Source organism: Mesorhizobium sp. AR02, assembly GCF_024746835.1.
GTDB lineage: Bacteria > Pseudomonadota > Alphaproteobacteria > Rhizobiales > Rhizobiaceae > Mesorhizobium.
This window is the reverse complement of sequence record NZ_CP080531.1, coordinates 682,053-698,424: the sequence shown is the minus strand read 5'-3', so window position 1 is coordinate 698,424 and position 16,372 is coordinate 682,053. Positions and strand designations below refer to the sequence as shown.

At 64.8% G+C, this 16,372-nt stretch carries 14 protein-coding genes; 6 read left to right on the top strand and 8 right to left on the bottom strand.

All coding sequences use genetic code 11. The annotated features are described in order from the left end of the window. Nucleotides 1–82 precede the first annotated feature (82 nt). Together DBIPINDM_RS07950 and DBIPINDM_RS07945 are read left to right on the top strand one after the other, a co-directional pair. Entirely contained in the window at nt 83–985 is a 903-nt protein-coding gene (locus tag DBIPINDM_RS07950) for a LysR family transcriptional regulator (protein WP_258585221.1), read from the top strand. A 96-nt stretch (nt 986–1,081) separates the two neighbouring features. Then, a complete protein-coding gene (locus DBIPINDM_RS07945) occupies nt 1,082–2,728 on the top strand; it encodes an acetolactate synthase large subunit (protein WP_258585220.1) in 1,647 nt (548 codons plus the stop codon). Nucleotides 2,729–2,772: 44 nt separating this feature from the next. On the opposite strand, the gene DBIPINDM_RS07940 is transcribed toward DBIPINDM_RS07945, so the two are convergent. The 8 genes from DBIPINDM_RS07940 to DBIPINDM_RS07905 all read right to left on the bottom strand — a co-directional run bounded on the left by DBIPINDM_RS07940 (nt 2,773) and on the right by DBIPINDM_RS07905 (nt 11,837). Next, the gene (locus tag DBIPINDM_RS07940) at nt 2,773–3,942 is read right to left on the bottom strand and encodes a substrate-binding protein (RefSeq protein ID WP_258585219.1); all 1,170 of its coding nucleotides are present in this window, start codon (nt 3,940–3,942) and stop codon (nt 2,773–2,775) included. A 79-nt stretch (nt 3,943–4,021) separates the two neighbouring features. Further along, nucleotides 4,022–4,723 carry an ABC transporter ATP-binding protein gene (locus tag DBIPINDM_RS07935; protein ID WP_258585218.1) on the bottom strand — a complete coding sequence of 234 codons (702 nt, stop codon included), beginning with the start codon at nt 4,721–4,723 and terminating at the stop codon, nt 4,022–4,024. Between the two features lie 2 nt (nt 4,724–4,725). Continuing rightward, a complete protein-coding gene (locus DBIPINDM_RS07930) occupies nt 4,726–5,430 on the bottom strand; it encodes an ATP-binding cassette domain-containing protein (RefSeq protein ID WP_258585217.1) in 705 nt (234 codons plus the stop codon). Then, the gene (locus tag DBIPINDM_RS07925) at nt 5,427–6,413 is read right to left on the bottom strand and encodes a branched-chain amino acid ABC transporter permease (protein WP_258585216.1); all 987 of its coding nucleotides are present in this window, start codon (nt 6,411–6,413) and stop codon (nt 5,427–5,429) included. Before DBIPINDM_RS07925 ends, DBIPINDM_RS07930 begins: the two co-directional genes overlap by 4 nt. After that, nucleotides 6,410–7,267, bottom strand: a complete 858-nt coding sequence (gene urtB, locus DBIPINDM_RS07920) for an urea ABC transporter permease subunit UrtB (RefSeq protein WP_258585215.1) — start codon at nt 7,265–7,267, stop codon at nt 6,410–6,412. Before urtB ends, DBIPINDM_RS07925 begins: the two co-directional genes overlap by 4 nt. Nucleotides 7,268–7,271: 4 nt before the next feature. Further along, nucleotides 7,272–8,393 carry a class II histone deacetylase gene (locus DBIPINDM_RS07915; protein ID WP_258585214.1) on the bottom strand — a complete coding sequence of 374 codons (1,122 nt, stop codon included), beginning with the start codon at nt 8,391–8,393 and terminating at the stop codon, nt 7,272–7,274. Between the two features lie 85 nt (nt 8,394–8,478). Next, the gene (locus tag DBIPINDM_RS07910; protein WP_258585213.1) at nt 8,479–11,193 is read right to left on the bottom strand and encodes a LuxR C-terminal-related transcriptional regulator; all 2,715 of its coding nucleotides are present in this window, start codon (nt 11,191–11,193) and stop codon (nt 8,479–8,481) included. Then, entirely contained in the window at nt 11,190–11,837 is a 648-nt protein-coding gene (locus tag DBIPINDM_RS07905) for a GNAT family N-acetyltransferase (RefSeq protein ID WP_258585212.1), read from the bottom strand. The genes DBIPINDM_RS07910 and DBIPINDM_RS07905 overlap by 4 nt, the downstream gene beginning before the upstream one ends. Before the next feature lie 177 nt (nt 11,838–12,014). On the opposite strand from DBIPINDM_RS07905, the gene DBIPINDM_RS07900 reads away from it, so the two are divergent. From DBIPINDM_RS07900 to DBIPINDM_RS07885, 4 genes are read left to right on the top strand one after another with little or no spacing between them, the layout of a single operon-like run. Beyond that, nucleotides 12,015–13,316, top strand: coding sequence for an ArgE/DapE family deacylase (locus DBIPINDM_RS07900; protein ID WP_258585211.1), 1,302 nt, complete (start codon nt 12,015–12,017; stop codon nt 13,314–13,316). Next, nucleotides 13,313–14,371: a phosphotransferase gene (locus DBIPINDM_RS07895; protein WP_258585210.1), complete on the top strand. Its 1,059-nt coding sequence runs from the start codon at nt 13,313–13,315 to the stop codon at nt 14,369–14,371. Before DBIPINDM_RS07900 ends, DBIPINDM_RS07895 begins: the two co-directional genes overlap by 4 nt. Continuing rightward, nucleotides 14,372–15,682 carry an aspartate aminotransferase family protein gene (locus DBIPINDM_RS07890; protein WP_258585209.1) on the top strand — a complete coding sequence of 437 codons (1,311 nt, stop codon included), beginning with the start codon at nt 14,372–14,374 and terminating at the stop codon, nt 15,680–15,682. 16 nt (nt 15,683–15,698) lie between these two features. Beyond that, nucleotides 15,699–16,355 carry a GntR family transcriptional regulator gene (locus tag DBIPINDM_RS07885; RefSeq protein WP_258585208.1) on the top strand — a complete coding sequence of 219 codons (657 nt, stop codon included), beginning with the start codon at nt 15,699–15,701 and terminating at the stop codon, nt 16,353–16,355. Nucleotides 16,356–16,372 lie beyond the last annotated feature (17 nt).

The following is a 16,372-nucleotide window of genomic DNA, read 5'->3' as shown; positions in this document are numbered from 1 at the left end:
GAACCGAATGACCTATGCAGCCAAGGCTTATCAGAGATAAATGGCTGTTCAGATAAAGCAGTAGAAACCAGGAGTTCCGAATATGGACCGGCTCGAGAGCATGGCGGTGTTCGTCAGGGCGGTCGACCTGGGCTCGTTCGCGGCCGCGGCCATCGCGCTCGACCTATCCGGACCGATGGTTGGAAAACATGTGCGCTTTCTCGAGGAGCGGCTCGGCGTGCGCCTCATCAACCGCACCACGCGCCGCCAGAGCCTGACCGATTTCGGCCGCGCCTATTATGAACGCTGCCGGGTCGTGCTGGCCGAGGCTGAAGCCGCCGATGCGCTCGCCGCCGATCAGCTTTCCGAACCGCGTGGGAAACTGCGCGTCACCATGCCGGCGCATTTCGGCCGCCACTGCGTCACCCCCGTGCTGCTGCAACTGGCGCGGCAATACCCAATGCTGGAACTCGACCTGTCGCTCAGCGACCGCTTTGCCGATCTCGCCGAGGATGGCTTTGACCTTGCCATCCGGACCGGTGATCTGGACGACAAGGCCGGCGTGATCGCGCGCCGCGTTGCGCGCCAGGGCATGGTCGTCTGCGCGGCACCTTCCTATCTCCAGCACCATGGTGAGCCACTGCGGATCGAGGACCTCGCCAACCATCAAGCGATTGTCTATCGCCGGCTCGGGCAGATCGTTCAGCCATGGTTGTTCATGCGCGAGGGAGAGCCCGTACAGGAGATCATGCCGGTGGGGCGGCTGCGGCTCGACGATCTCGATGCCATCGCCGACGCAGCGGTCGAAGGCATGGGGCTGGCGTGGCTACCCTGGTGGCTGGTTCGCGAGCGCATTCGAGCCGGTGCGCTGGCGGCACTGTTGCCGGACCATCCGCGCTATCCCTACGACTGCCATGCCCTTTGGCTGCAGACGCCGCATCTACCGCTCAAGGTGCGGCTCGCCGTCGACGCGCTGGCGGCCGCCTTGCCGAAATTGATGGGCTGATCGCTAACAGAGCAGGCTTGCGCTCTTTGAGGCGCCGCATTCCAGTGCCATATGAAGGTGGCTGACGGAATGTACGCATTGCAGGAGAGGCGGTTCATGACCAAAGGTTCGGATATGTTCGTCGCGGCCCTCGAGAACGAAGGGGTCGAGCGGATTTTCGGCATTCCGGGCGAGGAAAATCTCGACATCGTCGAATCGATCCGGCGCTCGTCGATCCAGCTGATCCTGACCCGCCACGAACAGGCGGCCGCCTTCATGGCAGCCACCTATGGCAGGCTCACCGGCAAGGCAGGCGTGTGCATCACCACGCTTGGCCCCGGCGCGCTCAATCTGACGACCGGTTCGGCCTATGCGCTGCTCGGCGCGATGCCGATGATCATGATCACCGGCCAGAAGGGCATATTGTCATCGCGGCAGGCGCGCTTCCAGATCGTCGACATCGTCGCGGCGATGAAGCCGCTGACCAAGCTGTCGCGCCAGATCGTCTCGCCGAAGATGATCCCCTCGCTGGTGCGCGAAGCGTTCCGCGTTGCCGAGGAAGAGCGTCCCGGCCCTGTGCATCTGGAACTGCCGGAAGACATTGCAGCGGCGGAGTGCGAGCCGGTGGCGCTGGTGCCGACGCACCCGGTCGAACTGCCGCTCGCAAGCCCGGGCGCGCTCGATCGCGCCGCCCGCATGATCATGGAGGCCAGGCGCCCGCTGCTGATGTTCGGCGCGGCGGCGTCGCGGCCGCGCGTCACCCCCGATGTCGCCCAGTTCGTGCTGCGCACGCAAATTCCCTATTTCACCACGCAGATGGGCAAGGGCACCGTGCCCGGCGGCACCGAGCTCTACATGGGAACGGCGGCCCTTTCGGAGCGCGACTATGTGCACGAGGCGATAGAACAGGCCGATCTGATCATCACCATAGGTCACGACACGGTCGAGAAACCGCCCTTCATTATGGGCGCCAAGGGACCGAAGGTCATCCATGTCGGCTACCAGTCGGCTGACGTCGAGCAGGTCTATTTCCCGCAGGCCGAGATCGTCGGCGACCTAGGCCCTTCGCTGGCGCTGCTGGCGGACCGCATCGAGGGCAAGATTCCCAATGCGCAGGCTCTGCTGCCACTCAGGGAAGGCATTTTGAGCCGGATCGCAGCGCGCGCCACCGAGGACCGCTTCACGCCGCAGCGCATCGTGCATGATGTCCGCGCCGTGATGCCGGCGGACGGTATCCTCGCCCTCGACAACGGCATGTACAAGATATGGTTCGCGCGCAACTATCGCACGCGCATGGCAAACACGTTGCTGCTCGACAATGCGCTCGCCACCATGGGCGCCGGCCTGCCGTCGGCGATGATGGCGGCACTGCTCTATCCGCAGCGTCGTGTCATGGCCATTTGCGGCGATGGCGGCTTCATGATGAACAGCCAGGAACTGGAAACCGCCGTCAGGCTCAAGCTCAACTTCGTCGTGCTGCTGCTCGAAGACCATGCCTACGGCATGATCCGCTGGAAGCAGGCGGTCGACGAATTTCCGGATTTCGGCATGACCTTCGGCAATCCCGATTTCGTCAAATACGCCGAGGCCTACGGTGCCAAAGGGACGAGGGTTGATGCGATCGCCGACTTGCGGCCGGCGCTGGAACAGGCCTTCACCGGTGGCGGCGTGCATCTCGTCGTCGTGCCCATCGACTACTCCGAAAACACCAGGGTGCTCGTCGACGAATTGCGTGAGCGGCTGCCGGCGCCGCAGACATCCTGACGGCAGCGGCAACGCCGCCGTCAGGATCGCTTGGGTGTAAGGTCCTACACCTTGCAGTAAGGCGTGACCGGCGCGATGGTGCCGAAATCCTTGACGATCTCATAGCTGATGCCATCGGCCGCCGCCTTGCCGACATAGGAATGGCACAGCGTGTGGTTGTTGCTGGCATCGACGCGGATCTTGCCTTGCGGCGCGTCGAACTCGATCGTCGGCAGCGCCTTGAGCACATCGTCGTCCTTCAGCGATCCGGCCTTCTCGGCGGCCAACGCATAGAGATGCAGGCCGTTATAGCCGGCTTCGCCGATGCCGTTGACCATCTTTTCCTGGCCGAATTTCTCGCGGAAGCTCGAGATGAACTTCTTGTTGACCGGATTGTCGAGCGCCATCCAGTAGGGCTGCGGCGCATAGGTGCCGGCGGCGACGCCGGGCGGCAGCGCGTCCTTGTTGAAGACCTCGTCGAGCGGTGCGATCAGCGGCTGCTTGATATCGAAAGAGCGATACTGCTTGAGCTGGGTGACGGCGTCGTTGCCGACCACCATCGACCACACGACATCGGGCTTCAATGACTTGATCTTCTGGAAGGCCGGGCCGAAATCAGTGGTGCCGAACGGATAGTAGTCGGCGCCGATGATCTTGCCGCCGGCCTTCTCATAGGCCGCCGTGATCGCCTCGGTCATCTTCTGCGGCCAGGCATAGTCCGAAGCCATGACATAGATCGTCTTACCGAGGTTCTCGGCCACCCATGGCATCATCGGGTCGACCTGCTGCATCGGGATCGGGCCGGTGGCGACGAAGTAGCGGTTGCATTCGCCGCCCTCGAAATTGGTCGGGTAGAAGAACAGCTTCTTGGCCTTCGAGGTCACCGACAGCGTGGCGCTGCGCTCGGGCGAAATGATCGTGCCCATGACCACGTCGACCTTGTCTTCATTGATGAGCTTGCGCGCCTTGTCGATGGCGCCCTTGGTCGTGGTCTGGTTGTCCTCGATGAACAGTTCGACCTGGCGGCCGCCAATGCCGTTGGCGGCGTTGAGTTCGGCGGCGGCGAGCTTGTAGCAATTGAGCAGCGTCTCGCCGAGGATCGCCTGCAACCCGGTGATCGGGATCGACAGGCCGACCTTGACGGTGTCGGCGGCGCGCAGGATCGACGGCGCGCCGACAATGGCGAAGGCAGCGGCAGCGCCGCCGGATTTCAGGATAGTTCTTCTGCTTATCATTGTTATGTTCCCTTCCAGTCCAGGCGCGCCCCATGCACGCCTTACAAAGTCAACAGGTCCAGGCGCGTTTAGGCGCGCCTTATAGGGCCAACAGGTCCTTCAGCAGGCTCTCGTCGGCGAACGCCTCCGGCGTGCCTTCGTGCACGATCCTGCCCTTCTCCATCACCAGGCAGCGGTCGGCCGCCTTGAGAACGAGATCGAGATTCTGCTCCACCAGGACGATCGCGATGCCGCGCTCGCGGGCGATGCGCGGCACCAGTTCGGCGATCGACTGCACGATGTTCGGCTGGATGCCTTCGGAGGGCTCGTCGAGCAGCAGCACCGATGGCAGGCCGCAGAGCGCGCGGCCGATCGCCAGCATCTGCTGCTGGCCGCCGGACAGCGTACCGGCGATCTGCGCCTCGCGTTCGCGCAGGATCGGAAAATAGCCGAAGATGTCGTCAGGAATGCCGCCGTCGCCACGGTCCCGGGAGGCACGCGTGCCGACCTCCAGATTCTGCCGCACGGTCAGCTGGTTGAAGATGCCGCGCCCCTGCGGCACATGCGCGATGCCCGCCCGCGCCCGGCGGAAGGCCGGCGCGTTGGTCAGGTCCTGGTCGCCGAGAACCACGGCGCCGCCGCTCGCCTTCAGGCCACCGGCGATGACGCGCAGCAGCGTCGTCTTGCCGGCGCCGTTGCGGCCGAGCAGGCCGACGACTTCACCCGGTGCGACGCTAAGGTCGATACCGTTCAGCACCGGGAGCAGGCCGTAGCCGGCCGAGATCGCGAGTGTCCGCAGCATGGTCAGCGCCTCCCCAGATAGACATCGCGGACCATTTCGTCGGTCTCGATGTCGTGGAAAGGACCGCCGCGCAGCCGGCGTCCCTGATGCAGCACCAGCGTCTCGCAGTTCAGCGCCCGCACGAAGCGGATGTCGTGCTCGACCGCGACGATCGAGAACTCGCCCTTGAGCCGCAGCAGCATCTCGGCGGTCGCCAGTGTTTCCTGCGGCGTCATGCCGGCGGTCGGCTCGTCGAGCAGCAGCAGCCTTGGCTCGATCGCCAGCGCCATGCCGATTTCCAGCCATTGCTTCTGGCCATGCGCGAGTTCACCGGCCAGCGTGGTCGCGCGGTTACCAAGTGCGACCAGCTCCAGCAGTTCGCCAACCGGTCGGACCGGCGAGGGCGCACCCCATCGTGCGACCTTGAGATTGTCTTCCACCGAGAGGCTCGGAAAGACCGATGGGATCTGGAATTTTCGGGCAATGCCGAGCCGGGCGATGCGGTGCAGCGGCAGGCCGGCGATGTCATGGCCGAGGAAGCGCACGCTGCCGCTGGTCGGGCGAAGCGTGCCGGTCAAAACGTTGAGGAAGGTGCTCTTGCCGGCGCCGTTCGGCCCGATGATGCAGCAGAGCTCTTTGTCGCGCACGGTCAGGTTCAAGCCTTCCAGCGCTTGCAGCCCGCCGAAGCGGATGCCGACATTTTCGGCCTGCAGCAGAACATAGCTCATTGCGCGCGCCTCCGGCCTTTGAACAGGCTCTTCAGCCGCGCGTAGATCGACAGGATGCCGTCCGGCAGCACGAAGACGATGATGACGAAGACACAGCCGAGCAGCAGCGGCCACAGGCTCGGGTTGAAGCTGCTGATCGTCTGCTGCGCGCGCTGGATGAAGATGGCGCCCAGCACCGGACCGAGCAGCGTGCCGCGCCCGCCGACCGCCACCCAGACGATCACTTCCGTCGACAGCAGCAGTCCGGAGAGGTCAGGCGCGACCAGCCCGGCCATGCAGACATAGAGGGCGCCGGCGAGACCGGCGATGGCCGCCGACAGGACGAAGGTGACGAGTAGCCGCAGCGGCGCGTTGTGGCCAAGGGCCGCGGCCCGGACTTCATTGTCCTGGATGGCGGTCAGCACCGTGCCCCAGCGGCCACGGCTGATCGACCACAGCGCCAGCACCACCACCGCAGCGATGGCCGCGACGAAAATGTAGGAGGGCAGATCCTGGCTGAGATCGACGTGCGCGCCGCCGACATCGAACTCGATCGGCGGGATGCCGATCAGGCCGCTGTCGCCGCCGGTGACCGAACTCCAGGACACCGCCGCCTGCTGGCAGATGACGCCCATCGCCAGCGTGACGATGGTGAAGTAGCTGCCACGGATGCCGCCGAAAAACAGGAAATAGCCGATGATGGCGGCGACGAAGGCCGCCCCTGCGACCGCGCCCATAATGCCGAACAGGCTGCCGAAGGGGATGGCGTCGTTGAGCGTGATCAGCGCCATGATGTAGCCGCCGATGCCGAAGAAGGCGGCGTGGCCGAAACACAGAATGCCGGTGCGGCCCCAGAAGAAGTCGAGGCTGGCGGCAAACAGGCCGAAGATCAGCGCGTCGCGGATCACCGTCAGCTGGTAGCCGTCGGCGAAAAGCGGATAGATGATGGCGAGTGCGGCGCAGACGGCGAAGATCAGCAGCCAGTTGCGGTCGCGGGCGATCATCGCGATGCCCCATTGAACAGGCCGTTGGGCCGCAGCCGCACGGCGACGATGGCCGCGAGCAGCACGATCGCTTGCGCCAAAGATGGCGAGATCTGGTAGTTGAGCACACTGGTCAGCCCGCCGACGAAGACGCTGCCGGCGACGAGGCCGCCGATCGAGCCGACGCCGCCGACAATAACGACGAAGAAGGCGTTGGCGAGGTAATTCACCCCCATCTGCGGCAGCACGATCGCCAGCGGCGCGACCAGCCCGCCGGCGAGACCGGCGATGGCTGCGCCGAAGGTGAAGGCGATGGCGTAGGTACGCCGTGTGTTGATGCCGACGCCCTCGGCCATCTCGCGGTTCTGGATGACGGTGCGAATGTCGAGCCCGAACGACGTCCGGCTGATCAGCAGGACGACGCCGAGCAGGGTCAGCATGGCGATGGCGATCAGGATCAGCCGGTAGGCCGGATAGACGGTGAAGAACAGGTCGAGCGTGCCTTCGATCGGTGGCGTCACCGGCTTGGCGCCAAGACCGAAGGTCAGTTCCAGCCCTTGCTGCAGGATGAGGCTGACACCCCACGTGGCAAGCACCGTCGAGACCGGCCGCGAATAGAGGTGGCGGATGATGGCGAATTCCAGGATACAGCCGACCACCGCGCCGGCGATGGGCGCGGCGGCGAGCCCCAGCCAGAACGAGCCGCCGATGCTCTGGACGAAATAGACCGCGAAGGCGCCGACGGTAACAAACTCGCCATGCGCCAGATTGGTCACGTTCATCAGGCCGAAGCTGATCGCCAGCCCGAGCCCGACCAGCATCAGGATGCTGATCAGCGTCAGCGCATTGAGGAGCGTGGTGATCAGAAAATCCATCGCGTCAGGCAGCATTGGCGAGGCGTTGGCGCAGACCGGCGAGCAGGGCTTCGGCGGCGTCGATCACTTGAGCCTGATGCGGCTGCAAATCCTGCCCGGCCCATTCGTCGATATGGTCCGACAACGGGTCGACCACTTCGGTGCGATGATTGGCCAAGGTCTCGATGACGGCATGGCCGCAGAACGGCACATAGCCTTCCGAATAGCCGCCCTCATGGCTCATCATCAGGCGCCCGTTCGACGTCTCGGCGGCCAGCGCCACCATGCGCGCGGCAAGACGCCGGAAACATTCGCTGTTCAGCATCATGCGCCCGAGCGGGTCGAAGCCCGACGCGTCGAAACCGGAAGCGACGATGACAAGATCGGGCTTGTAGGCGCGCAGAGCCGGGGCGACGACGCGGTCGAAGGTGGCTTCATAGGCGCCGGTGCCGCTGCCGGCAGGCAGCGGGATGTTGATGTTGTAGCCTTCGCCTTCGCCCTTGCCATTGTCGGCCAGCGCGCCGCGCCCGGTCGGGTAGAGATTGTCCTGGTGCAGGGAAATGGTCAGCACCGAGGGGTCGGAATAAAACACCGTCTCGGTGCCGTTGCCGTGATGCACGTCCCAGTCGACTATCGCCGCGCGGCCGAGCAGGCCTTCGTGCTGCAGCCGGCGTACGGAGACACCAATATTGGAGAACAGGCAGTTGCCCATTGCCTGGTCGGGCTCGGCATGATGCCCTGGCGGGCGCGCCAGCGCATAGGCGTTGTCGACGCGGCCGGTCAGCACCGCGCGCATCGCCGCATAGGTGGTGCCGGCGGACAACAGCGCGATGTCGAAACTGTTGAGGCCGATCGGCGCCTGCGGCCCGGCGAAACCGGAACCGCGTTCGCTGAGCGTACGGATGTCGTCGACATGGCGCTGGGTGTGCACCCGCAGCAGGTCCTCGACCGTCACCGGCTCGGCGACAATCGGCACCAGATGGCGCGACAGGCCGCTGACCTGGATCAGGTTGTTCAACCGCCGCTTCGATCCCGGCGATTCCAGATGCCGTCCGGGCTCCACGAAACGGCCGGGAGGCATCATGTCGGCGCTGGAGCCGGTGTCATGCCACATCAGCTGTTCGTGAAAAACGTAACCTGTCGCCATACGCAAGCGTCCTCTGAAACCTGGATGACGCTAGCAGGCTAACGAAACGATGGCCCGACCCGAAAGAGGGGGGTGTGTCAGATGCCTATGCCCCTCCTTTCGGAGGGGGACAGAGGTTTGCTGCGGCCTGCGCGGCGCGCACGGCCTGGACGCGGTTCGATACCGAAAGCTTGCCGAAAATGTTCTTCAAATGCCATTTCACCGTCGTTTCGCTAACGGACAGTGCAACCGCGATATCGCGGTTGGACATGCCTTCCGACAGGCAGCGCAGCAGTTCGGACTCGCGCTGGGTGAGCTGTTCCTTTTCGGCTGCCGGTGTCGCCGGCTTGCGCGTCGGCACAGGCATGGTCTGCGCGGCATCAATGATGCGCGTTGCATAGGCCGACAGGGACGGATCAGACTTTGCCTGAGCCGCGCGCAGCCGCATCAACGCTTCGACGACAGGCCTGCCCTCATCGACGAAGGAACGGATGAAACCGGAAGGCTGGGCAAGGCGCAAGGCTTCGAGGAGATGGCGATCGGCCTCGCGCTGGTCATTGACAGCGCTCTTGGCGCGCAGGATCAGAGCTAGTATGTGGCGGCGCATGCGTCCACTGCTTTTCGTTCGCTCCAGCAGCGCGTCGAAAAGTGCTGCCGCCGCTGCGTAGGATTTTTCCGCCGTCAGCAGCCTGCCCTCGGCGAAGAACTCGAATTCGTTGGCAACGGTGGGGGCGGGTTGAGCGCTTTCGCGGCGATGCTCGTCGAGCAGGGCGCGCGCCTCGGCGACGCGGTTCTGGTCGAGCAGCAACCGGATGCGGTCATGCACCAGCACTGAAGCGAGGCGGCGATAGACGGAGCCGCGCACACGCTGGTAGACGCGCTCCAGCATGTCGAGCGCGGCGTCGCCGCGACCGGTTAGCTGCAGCACGCGGGCATAGGTCGGCACGCTGGCCAGGGGATAGACGATGACCGCGGCGCCCTCGATCAGCGGCCCGAGATTCTCGACCAGCGTCAGTGCCTCGCCGGACGCATTGGTCTCGTAGGCGAGTTCCGCAAGCAGCGTTCCGGCCAGCGCCTCGGCATAGGAGTTCGCCCCGATCCGCGTCCTGGCCTCGATGATTGTGTTGCGCAGCAGCTTTTCGGCGGCGGGCAGGCGGCCGGCCGAGCGTTCGATGACGGCCATGTAGCAATTGGCGATGGTGACGCCGAGCAGGCTGCCGCTTCGCTCATGCGCCTTGCGCGCCGCATCCGCTGCCGCGCGTGCGCCTTCGAGGTCGCCCAGTGCATAGAGATTGTAGCCGATGACATTGGCCGTCGCACCTTCCATGAACCAGGCATCGGGCGCGATGATGCGCAGGGCGGCCAGCGCGGTATCACGCGCCTGCTCGAACTGCTCCAGCGTGCTGTGCACGGCGGCATCGAGGACAGCGATTTCGGCCTCGATCGTGGTGCCGGTCAGCGTGCCCGGATCCTTGCCGTCGGCCGGCCCGGTCTCGACCAGCTTGCGCGCGTTGGCGAGCGTCTGCTGGGCGATCTCGGGCTGGCTTGAGTGCACCGCCAGCCACAGCACGACGAGTTGCAGCCGGATGCGCTGGTCGACCAGTTTCCGGGGCAGCAGCGCCAGCAACTGGCGCACATAAAGCAGCTGGCACTGGGCAATGAGTTCGAGCGCATTGTTCTCGACGAACACTGCCGCGCGGGCCTGGTCGCCGGCGGCGAGCGCATGCCCGATCGCCTCGGTCAGCATCTTGCGTTCGCCGAACCACTCGGCGGCGGCCAGATGCAGCGGTGCGATCATCTCCGGCTCGCGCCGTTCCATTTCACGGCTGAGGAAGTCGTGGAACAGATGATGATAGCGGAACCAGCGCCGCTCCTCGTCGAGCGGCACCAGGAACAGATTGCGGGTCTCGATCTCGGTGATATCAGCCTCGGCATCCGCCGCGCGCAAGACCGCCCGGCAAGCCTCGGCGCTGAAGCGTTCGAAGATCGAACTGTGGAGCAGGAATTTCGCCAGCGCCGGCGGCAGCCCCAGGAAGACTTCGCCCATCAGGAAATCGGCGACGTTGCGGTTGGCGCCGGTGAAGTTGCCGATGACGGTTTCCGGTGCATGCGCGGCGCTGAGCGACAGCGAAGCGAGTTGCAGGCCGGCCGCCCAGCCTTCGGTCCGCGAGCACAAGGTCTCCACCGTGCCGCTGCTGACACTTAGGCCCAGCTTTTCATTGAAGAAGGCTTCGGCTTCCGACGAGGCGAAGCGCAGATCGTCCGGGCCGATTTCGAAAACGTCGCCAAGCACCCTGAGCTTGCCGAGCTGCAGGTCGGGCAGATTGCGCGAGCCGATGACGAAGGCGACGTTGGCGGGCGCCTGCCGGGTCAGGCGCTCCATGAACCGTTTGACCGCCGGCGCTTCGATGGCGTGATAATCGTCGAAGAACAAAGTGATGTCGGTGTCGCGCGCCGCAAAACCGGCAACAAGTGCTGCGAGCACCACATCGAGCTGCGGGATCGGGCTCGACTGGAAGGCGAGGTCGAGTTCCGCCGGGTTCTGGACGAGGTGGCGCAGCGCTCCCACCAGATGCGACAGGAAGGCGCCTTCGTCATTGTCCGTCGCTTCGCAGGACAGCCATGCGGTCAACCGGCCGTGACGCGCGACTTCCGCGGCCCATTGCGCCATCGTCGTCGACTTGCCGAAGCCGGCGGGCGCGGCGAACAGCACAATGCGCGTGTCGACATGCCGCTCCAGCCTCGACAGGATGCTTTCGCGCCGCACCCACCGGCGATGGTGCGGCGATGCCTGGCTGGCGGGCTGCGAAGACGGTCTCATCTGGCGCCGGGCACCCATTCCGTTTCGATCAACGGGATTTGCGGGGCCGCATCGCGCGGCAGGGTTCCCTTGACCCGGGGATCGTCGGTGATTTCGAAACCGGCGGCATAGGGCTCGAACCCGCAAGCCCGGTAGAAACCGATGACGCTGTGATGATCGATGCTGCTGGTGTGCAGCCAGACGCGGCCGGGGGTGAGGCGCCATGCCTGATCGAGCGCACCCGCCATCAGCCGCTTGCCGAGGCCACGGCCGGTCAAGGTGGGGAACAGGCCGAAATAGGTGATCTCGATCTCATTGTCGTCGGTCACGGAGAATTCGACCATGCCGACATGGTCGCCGCGTTCATCATGGCCGTAATAGAGATGCTGGCGAGGGTCGGCGAAATGCGCTGACATTTCGGCATCCGACATTTCGGCGGCGCGGTCCCAGAGCCAGGGAGCGCCGATCTCGAGGAAGATCGTGCGGTAGGCGGCACTGTCGGGCCTTGTGATCCGGGTCATTGCCAGAGGCTGCGGAAGACCCGGCACCGGGGAGCGCGCTTCCATCCACGTCACCGCATTGACGATCTTGCCGGCCGGCACGCGCCGGTAGCCGGACGAGAGATCGGTGACTTCATCCGGCAATGGGCCTTGGGTGACCAGCATCTGTCCTCGATCTCTGCCATGCAGCTTCGCTGGCATGCAAGAAGCTGATGCCAACTCTGCGCCCGCCTGCCAAGAGCTTCCCGGGTTGGGCCATAGTTTTGGCCCGACCTGTCTCTTTGCCTTTCCAGGAAATGGCATATGAGATATGATACACCATTCACGGGAAAGCGGAATATCATGCCTGAGCGAATTGCCGACGAAGCCATTTTGCGCGCGGTCGATGACGGCTTCGCGCGGCAAGTCGCGTTCCTGGCGGATCTCGTGCGCTTTCCCTCCCAGCGCGGCGACGAGCACGCAGCGCAATCCTTCATGGCGGCTGCCTATCAGGCCGATGGCTATGCGGTCGACATGTGGCGTGTCGATGTCGAGGCGATCCGCGACCTGCCGGGATTTTCGCCCGTGGCGGTGTCCTATGACGATGCCTTCAACGTCGTTGCCACCCACACGCCGCGAAACGCCACCGGCCGCTCGCTGATCCTCAACGGCCATATCGACGTCGTGCCGACCGGGCCGCTCGACCGCTGGGTGCGCGATCCCTACGATCCGGCGATCGAGGATGGCTGGATGCATGGCCGTGGTGCCGGCGACATGAAGGCCGGCCTGTCCGCCTGTCTCTACGCGCTGGCCGCCTTGCGTGGCCTCGGCTATCAGCCGGCCGCGAAAATTTACCTCCAGTCGGTGGTTGAGGAAGAATGCACCGGCAATGGCGCGCTCGCTTGCCTGCAGCGCGGCTACCGCGCCGATGCCGCCTTCATTCCCGAGCCCTTGGAACCGCGATTGATGCGCGCGCAGGTCGGGCCGATCTGGTTCAGGGTCGAGGTCGATGGCGATCCGCAGCATGCGTCGGGGGCTTTCTCGGCAGGCGCCAATGCCATCGAAAAGGCATTCGTCATCATCCAGGCGCTGAAACAACTCGAAATCGTCTGGAACGCGCGCAAGGTCGATGATCCGCATTTCTGCGATCACCCGCACCCGATCCGCTTCAACCTCGGCAAGATCGAAGGCGGCGAGTGGACATCAAGCGTTCCGGCGCGCTGTGTCTTCGAGATGCGGGTCGCGACCTATCCCGGCCAGAGGCTTGAGAGCGCCAGGGCCGAGCTCGAAGCCTGCATCGCCGATGCGGCTCGTGCCGATCCGTTCCTGGCCAATCGCCCGCCCAAGATGAGCTATAACGGCTTCATGGCCGAGGGCTATGTGCTTCAAGACGCCGACGAGATGGAAGCTGTGCTGCGGCGCAGCCATACCGCCGTGTGGGGCGAGCCACTGACGGAACACGTCACCTCGGCGACCACGGATGCGCGCTTCTTCGGCCTCTATGCCGACACGCCGGCGATCGTCTACGGCCCGATCTGCCGCATGCCGCATGGCTATGACGAGGCCGTCGATCTGGACTCGGTGCGCAAGGTCACGCAGACCATCGCGCTGTTCATCGCCGACTGGTGCGGTCTCGAGCCGCTCGATCCGGAGGCGAGCGCATGAGTGCGGCCGTGCTCGATGGTTTCGGTGAAACGCTCGCCGAGGATGCGCCCGATGTCTCGATCGCCGACGCGCTGGCCATCGTGCGCCGGCACTACGGGCTCACCGGTAGCGCGCGTCCCTTGCCCGGCGAACGCGACCACAATTTCCACATCCAGACCGAAGGCGAGGGCGAGTTCGTCCTGAAAGTTTCCCATCCGGCCGAAGAAGCCGGCTTCACCGATTTCCAGAACAAGGCGCTCGACCACATCCTTTCGGTCGACCCGGCCTTGCCGGTTCCTTCGGTACGCAAGAGCCTGGAAGGCGAAGCCCAATTCACGGTCAGCGTCGGCGGATCGGCGCCGCGCATCACCCGGCTTGTCACCTATCTGCCCGGCCAGTTGCTGTCGCGCTCGCCCGTGTCGGCGGCGCAGGATCGCAATCTCGGCATTTTCCTTGCCCGGCTTGGCCGGGCGTTGCGCGGCTTCTTTCATCGGGCCGCCGGCAGCGACCTGCTGTGGGACATCCGCAAGGTCGCCAAGACGCGGCCGATGTTGGCGCATATCGCCGATGCCGGCCACCGGGCCATGGTCGAACGCGTCATCGATACCTTCGAGGCGCATGCGGCGCCGGTCATTCCGAGCCTGCGTGCCCAGATCGTCCACAACGACATGAACTCCTACAATGTGGTGATGGACGCCTCGCGGCCGGAGGTGGTCAGCGGCATCCTCGATTTCGGCGACATGATCCATTCGCCGCTGATCTGCGACCTCGCCATTGGCGCTGTCTACCGCTGGCCGGCTGAGGGTCATCCGCTGGCGCCGGCCGCGCGCTTCGTCGCCGGCTACCAATCGGTGCAGCCGCTGGAGGCCGAAGAGATCGGCATTCTGTTCGATCTGATCCGCGCCCGCCTTGCGCTCATCGCCAACATCGCCAGCTGGCAGGCGGAACGGTTCCCGGCCAAGCGCGACTACGTATTGCGCCTTATCGCCGAAGTCTGGACTTCGCTCGAACGGCTCGATGGGCTGTCGTCGGCGGAGGCCCGCCGCTATTTCCTCGACCATTCCAATCCGGAGTAGATGCCCGTGTCCCAGTCCTCGCCATATCCCGCAAATGCTGGTTCGACGGCATCCGAGCAGGCCCTGCTCGAACGCCGCGCCAGGCTGCTTGGGCCGACTTACCGCGCCTTCTACCGCAACCCGATCCATCTGGTTCGCGGCAGCGGCGTCTGGCTCTACGATGCGCAGGGGCGCAAATTCCTCGATGCCTACAACAATGTCGCCTCGGTCGGGCACTGCCATCCGCGCGTCGTCGAGGCGTTGTCAGGGCAGGCTGCCACGCTCAACACGCACACGCGCTACTTGAGCGAGATCATCCTCGACTACGCGGAAAAACTGCTCGGCACCGTTCCGGCCCATCTCGGCCACGCCATGTTCACCTGCACCGGCAGCGAGGCCAATGATCTCGCCATTCGCATTGCCCAGCATTCGAGCGGCGGTACCGGGGTGATCATCACCGATTTCGCTTACCACGGCGCCACGATCGCCACCGCGCAGCTGTCGCCGGCTGCGGTTGGCGCCAAGGGCGTGCCGGCGCACCACCGGACCGTGGCAGCACCGGACACATTCCGCGACCATGGCCGCGCCGCGCGTGATTTCGCCAGAAATGTGGCCGCCGCCATCGACGAAATGCGCGTGCAGAATATCCGTCCGGCGGCGCTGCTGCTCGACTCGGCCTTTTCCAGCGACGGTATTTTCTTCCCCGACGCGGCTGTCATGCGCGAGGCGGCGGATCACGTCAGGAAGGCCGGCGGAATCGTCATTGCCGATGAGGTCCAGTCCGGCTTCGGCCGGCTTGGCCAAGGCATGTGGGGATTTGCCAATTATGGTATCGAGCCCGATATCGTCACCATGGGCAAGCCGATCGGCGACGGGCATCCGATGGGCGCGGTGCTCGTGCGGCCGCAGCTTGTTTCATCCTTCGGCTCGAACACCGGCTACTTCAACACCTTCGGCGGCAATCCGGTCGCGGCCGCCGTCGGCATCGCCGTGCTGGAGGTGATCGAAGGCGAGGGGCTGATCGAGAACGCGCGCAATGTCGGCGCTTATACAGCTGACCTGCTGCGCACTCTGCAGACCCGACACGGCATGGTCGCCGATGTCAGGCAAAACGGCCTCTATTTCGGCGTCGAATTGACGGCGGATGGCGATGAAGCGCTGGCCGCCACCAAGACGTCAGCGGTCGTCGAAACCATGCGCGAAGATGGCGTGCTGATCTCGTCCTGCGGTCCGCGCGGCAATGTGCTGAAGATCAGGCCGCCTCTGCCGTTCGCCAGGGACAATGCCGAGCAACTGGCCGAGACGCTCGATCGCGCCCTGTCGAACTGGTGATCGGGGCGGGGCGCGCATGCTGAAGCTCGAACATCAAACCCTCAACGACCGCGCCTATGGCGCGCTCAAGCAGGAATTGATTTCAGGCGGCTTCAGCCCGGGCCAGACGCTGGTCATCCGCAAGCTCGCCGAGACGTTCGGCATCTCGACCACGCCGATCCGCGAGGCGCTGCAAAGGCTGGTCGCCGAGCGGCTGCTCGAGATGCAGAACAACCGCTCGATCATTGTGCCGCTGCTGTCGGCTCCCGCCTTCGAGGAATTGACCCATATCCGCATCGCCGTCGAAGGGCTGGCGGGCGAGATGGCCGCGTCGCGGATGAGCGAAAGTGGACTGGTCGACATCCAGGCGACGCTGGCCGGCATGCAGCGCGCCATCGAGGCCGGCGACGCCAGGGCCTATCTCTCACTGAACGAGGCGTTTCATTTTGCCATCTACCAGCATGCCGGCGCGCCGATCCTGTTGAACATGATCCGCGACCTCTGGGGTCGGGTCGGGCCCTATCTCAAATTGCTGATGCAAGCCGATCGCTACATCCCGCAGTCGAACGATGCGCATCGCAGGATTGTTGCGGCGCTGGAGCAGCGCAATGGTCCTGCTGTCCGGGTCTCCCTAGAGCAGGACATTGCGGTGGCGGCAGCGGTTCTCTCCGAAAATCTGCGCATGACGGCCTGATCCGCGCAGCCAGAAGC